This window comes from Croceicoccus gelatinilyticus, from assembly GCF_018398395.1.
In the GTDB taxonomy this organism is placed as follows: Bacteria; Pseudomonadota; Alphaproteobacteria; order Sphingomonadales; family Sphingomonadaceae; genus Croceicoccus; species Croceicoccus gelatinilyticus.
In genome coordinates, this window is record NZ_JAHCBF010000029.1 from 1 (window position 1) to 4,768 (window position 4,768).

4 protein-coding genes are annotated in these 4,768 nt (G+C 61.0%); 2 read left to right on the forward strand and 2 right to left on the reverse strand.

Going from position 1 to position 4,768, the window contains the following annotated elements; genetic code table 11:
* Together KIH45_RS18870 and KIH45_RS18875 are read left to right on the forward strand one after the other, a co-directional pair.
* Window positions 1-1,516 (forward strand): Tn3 family transposase (locus KIH45_RS18870; protein ID WP_156521916.1); only part of this gene is annotated, 1,516 nt, incomplete at its 5' end.
* Between the two features lie 311 nt (window positions 1,517-1,827).
* Entirely contained in the window at window positions 1,828-2,937 is a 1,110-nt protein-coding gene (locus tag KIH45_RS18875) for an alpha/beta fold hydrolase (protein WP_225900042.1), read from the forward strand.
* 88 nt (window positions 2,938-3,025) lie between these two features.
* Here KIH45_RS18875 and KIH45_RS18880 read toward each other — a convergent pair whose 3' ends face one another.
* Both KIH45_RS18880 and KIH45_RS18885 read right to left on the reverse strand, forming a co-directional pair.
* The gene (locus KIH45_RS18880) at window positions 3,026-4,180 is read right to left on the reverse strand and encodes a serine hydrolase domain-containing protein (protein ID WP_062347427.1); all 1,155 of its coding nucleotides are present in this window, start codon (window positions 4,178-4,180) and stop codon (window positions 3,026-3,028) included.
* Between the two features lie 257 nt (window positions 4,181-4,437).
* Window positions 4,438-4,768: helix-turn-helix domain-containing protein (locus KIH45_RS18885; RefSeq protein ID WP_213177503.1), on the reverse strand; the 331-nt coding region annotated here is incomplete at its 5' end.

The window sequence follows — 4,768 nt, forward strand, 5'->3', positions numbered from 1 at the left end:
GTCCTGGCACAATTCCAGGTTGATGGTAGCACGCGCCCTGGGCCGATCTCTGGAAGCCGACATTGAGATTGACGGTCTCTCCCGCCTTCTCGACGAGGCATATCGACATGTCGTTGCGCGCGCCGGCGACAATCCGGACCTGCGTTTTGAGACGGTCGCCGACAAGATGGGGATTGTGGTCACGCCCCTCGACAAGCTTGATGAACCCGAGAGCCTTCGAGCACTTCGCGCCGCCGTCCAAACGCGCATGCCGAAGGCCGGAATGCCCGACATCTTTCTTGAAGTCATGGCGCGAACCGGATTTGCCAAGTCCTTTACGCATCTGAGCGAGCGTCAGGCCACCGTCGAGCACTTCGAGATAAGCCTGTGCGCGACCCTGGTCGGCGGCGCCTGCAACATCGGTCTTGAGCCGATCGTGCGCCCGGAATTTGCGGCTCTGCGTCGCGACCGTCTTTCTTGGGTCGGTCAGAATTTCATTCGGCCCGAGACCATCGCCGCGGCCAACGCCGCGATCGTTTCCGCTCACAGTCGTCTGGATATCGTCCAACATTGGGGCGCAGGCGAGGTGGCCAGCGCCGACGGCATGCGTTTTGTCGCTCCGTCGAGCGCCATACACGCCGGGCCCAACCCCAAATATTACGGCCAGGAGCGCGGCGTCACTTGGTACAACATGATTTCCAATCAGTTCAGCGGTCTGACCGGAGCGGTCATCCCCGGCACGTTGCGCGACAGCCTGGTCGTCCTGGCTCTCCTGCTGGAGCAGGAAACCGAGCTCGATCCTCTGGAGATCATGACCGACACCGCCGCCTATTCCGACGCCATTTTCGGTCTGTTCTGGCTCTTGGGCTACCGGTTCAGCCCCCGTCTGGCGGACATCGGCGACGCCAAACTCTGGCGTATCGACCGCCAGGCGAGCTATGGGCCGTTCGATCAGACCGCCTGGGGCAGGGTTAAAATCAATCTGATCCGGGAAAACTGGTCCGACCTTATCCGCTTGGCCGGATCGCTCAAGCTCGGCCACCTCAAGGCCGCAGGCGTCATGCGAATGCTGCAGGTCAAAGACCGCCCAACAACGCTGGCCAAGGCCCTGTCTGAACTCGGCCGCATCATCAAGACGCTGCATATCCTGCGATACATCGATGACCGGCCGTTCCGGCGACGAATATTGTTTCAGCTCAACCGGCAGGAATTGCGCCACAAGCTCGGTCGGCGCGTCCATCACGGCGATCGGGGCGAAATCAGAAGCCCTCTGCGTCAGGGCCAAGAGGAGCAGCTTGGGGTCCTCGGTCTGGCCCTCAACTCCATCGTCCACTGGAACGCTGTCTACATGCAGGAAACCGTGCGCCAACTCAGCGAGGCCGGGACGCCGCCGCTGCCCGCCGATATCGCTCGGCTCTCGCCGATATCTTGGCGTCACATCAATTTCCTCGGCCGCTACGACTTCTCCGTGCCTGACGCCGTCGCAAACGGCGGCCTCAGACCGCTACGCCAACCTAATTCCGAATGGGACTTTTGAAAGGAAATAATGCCCCTTACGACACTTTCCTGTTCCGCTCAGCCGCACGACCCTCTATAGGCTGTACCGCCCTAAAAACGTACCTATCGTGACCGAGGACAACGGAAAACCGCTACCTATTTGGGCAAACAGGGGAGGGGATGGTTGCTCAGTGCGCGCCCCTTCGCATGGGAAGCCCTTCCCTTGACTGGAGTACGGTAATACGCAATTATAGTTAGATAACTAAGGATATGGCCATGGAGAGAGGATTGCCGACAAAGGCGCTATGGGATCGCCTTCCCGAAATCGTTCGCTTCCGCGATCAACCGGGGATGACGGAGACCTACAGTTTTGCGGGCGCCGAGGGCACGACCGAGCTGGAAGGCCAGCTGTTCCGGCAGAGAGCGCGGCCATCTAAGGCGGTCTATTTGTTCATGCACCCCACAGCCACGGTCCAGCTGCTCCCAATGCCTGAGGCGCTTGCCGATGCGGGGTTGCACGTACTTTGCGCGTCGAGTCGCTACCCGAGAAACGATAGTGCGCTGATTATGGAAAAGGTCGCCTACGACATGGGCCAGTGGGTGCGCCACGCGCGCGAGTCGCTGGGTTATGAAAAGGTGATCCTGGTGGGATGGTCGGGCGGCGGCTCGCTATCGCTGTTTTATGCGGCCCAGTCTGAACATCCGACAATCACCCACACGCCCGCCGGCGACCTTTATGACCTGACAGCAGCGCGGCTGCAGCGGGTTGACGGAATAGTCTTAATCGCCGCCCACCTCAGCCGGGCGGAAGTGCTGACCGAATGGCTTGACCCCTCCGTCATCGACGAATTCGACCCGGACACGCGCGATCTCGAATTCGATATCTATAGTCCGGACTGCCCGAACAAACCACCATTCACCGCTGACTTCATCGCCGCCTTCCGCGAGAGGCAGCGGGCCCGCAATCGCAGAATTACCGCCTGGGCCGAGGAAATGCTTGCCACGCTCCGTCGTCGCAACGACGGCGAAACCGAACGCGCCTTCGTCACGCACCGCACGATGTGCGACGTGCGCTGGATTGATCCGACGATCGACCCCAATGGACGCGCGCCGGGGGCATCCTATCTTGGCAATCCACGCACGGTGAACGTGGGACCCGCTGGTTTGGCGCGATTCTCAACCCTGCGCTCGTGGCTGTCGCAATGGTCCTACGACCTATCCAACTCCAAGGCTGCCGTTAACGCGACAAAGATCCATCGGACCCCTGTGCTGCAGATCGAGAATGAAGCGGACGACGCGGTTCCCGCGAGCCATAATCCGATCATTCACAACGCGCTCACCGTTGCGAACAAGGAATTTGTGAGCATCAAGGGCGCGACCCATTTCTACCAGGGCCAGCCCGAACATGTCAGCGCTTGTATCGACGGGATCATCGACTGGAGCCACCGCAACGATTTGTGATCTGGCCGCCGCGATCGACGCGGCGCCTCCGCATTTTCGCTGCGGCGCGGCCGGCTTACGCCGGCCGGTCGCGGATTCCTTGCGGGGATCAGTTGTAGACGGCGTCCCGGATGTCGGACACGAACTTCCCCGACATACCCTCAAAGGCCGTGTTGGTCATGGCCACGACCGTCAGCGCGTTTGCACGATCGATGAACCAGCTATTGCCGTATCCGCCGGCCCAGTGAAGCGTTCCGGGAGACTGCGGCGACGGGACGGCGTGCGGATCTGCAAGCACTGCCCAGCCGAAGCCGAAGCCCCAACCCGGCCCGCAGGCCGCAGCCTGAGGTCCGAGCTGATCGGTCGCCATCATCTCGACTGTTTCAGGCTTCAGGATCGGACCACCCCCGAGCCGGATGGTTTCCAGAAAGTGCAGGACGTCGCCCGCAGTCCCCACCATCCCACCCCCGCCTGACGGATAGGAGTTTGGATCCAGGATACGGCTCGGCGCGAACGTTAGCGACCCGTTGAAGGCATCCAGAGGCACTACCATGCCGTCCGTGATGCGGACGGGAACGGATTCGCTGTTGAAGTAATTCGTCGCGAGCCGCTCAACATCCGCAACGGCAAAGCCGGTATCGACGATACCCAGCGGATCCGTGACCAGTTTGCGCACAGCATCGCGTAGCGAACCACCGGTAACGCTCTCAACCACCCCTCCCATCACATCCATGCCAAGGGAATAGCGAAAACCCGACCCCGGTGCGGCGGTAAGCGGGGCGGCAGCCAGGCGCCGAAGATTCTCGGATAGCGACAATCCCGGTTGATCCAACCCGTCGGAGACGTCGAGGCGACGATAATGGCCATCGCTCCCTTCCTGAAACGGATAGCCGAGCCCCGATGTGTGCGTGAGCAGATGGCGGATCGAGATGACCGGAACCGATCCATCGGACAGGCGCGGCTGAAAGTCGGGCAGGAAGCGCGTCACTGGATCGTCCAGCCTCACAACACCATCCTCGATCAGGCGCATCACGGCGGCGGTGACAAAGGGTTTGGTCACCGATGCAAATCGGAAAATGCTATCCGTTTGCATCGGCTTTTGCGATTCACGGTCTGCAAATCCCGCCGCGCGGCGATAGGCGATCTTGCCGCCCCGGGCGACGATCACGACCGTTCCCACCAAACGATTGTCGGCGAGAGCATTGTCTATCGCGCGATCCAGGCGATCGGACACATCCGCGCCTTTAAAGGCTGATGAACTCATAAGTTCAAACTCTCCCGATACTCTCGCAGACCGGACGCGGCCCGCACCTAAGCGATTGCAGTCATCAACCGCGCGGTGGAGAGCGACGACGATTCGGTCGGAGGCAAGGCCTGACCATCAGCACACCTCTCCACGCAACCTTCACGTCGCAGACCGCCACCGTGCAGTTCCTTAGTTATCTAACCATTAGTGATGTAAGTATCGGCGCGCAACATTGATGTGGGGCATCCATGGTGGCGAGGACACCCACTATCGCATCAGTCGCCTGCCTCATGAGTGATGCCGGCGACCCCTCGGTCCTCTCGGCGCCGCCGACCCGGCTTCGCGTCGGGCTCCTCGGGGGAGAGGCTCCGAATCGCAGCTTCTAGATTGGTCTGCAGCTCGCCCAATAGGGCGATCTGGAGATCCGCTTCGCGGCGCGAAATGCCGGTCTTAGCGATATCCCCAACTTCGATGCCAATGGGCAGAAGCTTCCTTTTCAGCTCGTGACCGTAAGGGGTGAGGAAGATGTTGATCTTCCGCTTGTCCGCCGCGTTGCGGACCCGGGCAACGATTCCCCGTTGCTCCATGGAAGCGATCGCCGAAAGC

What these genes read in the sequence shown, in the direction of transcription:
- KIH45_RS18875 (WP_225900042.1), top strand. Translation starts at nt 1,828, where the DNA reads ATGACGGAGACCTACAGTTTTGCGGGCGCCGAGGGCACGACCGAGCTG.
- KIH45_RS18880 (WP_062347427.1), bottom strand. Translation starts at nt 4,180, where the DNA reads ATGAGTTCATCAGCCTTTAAAGGCGCGGATGTGTCCGATCGCCTGGAT.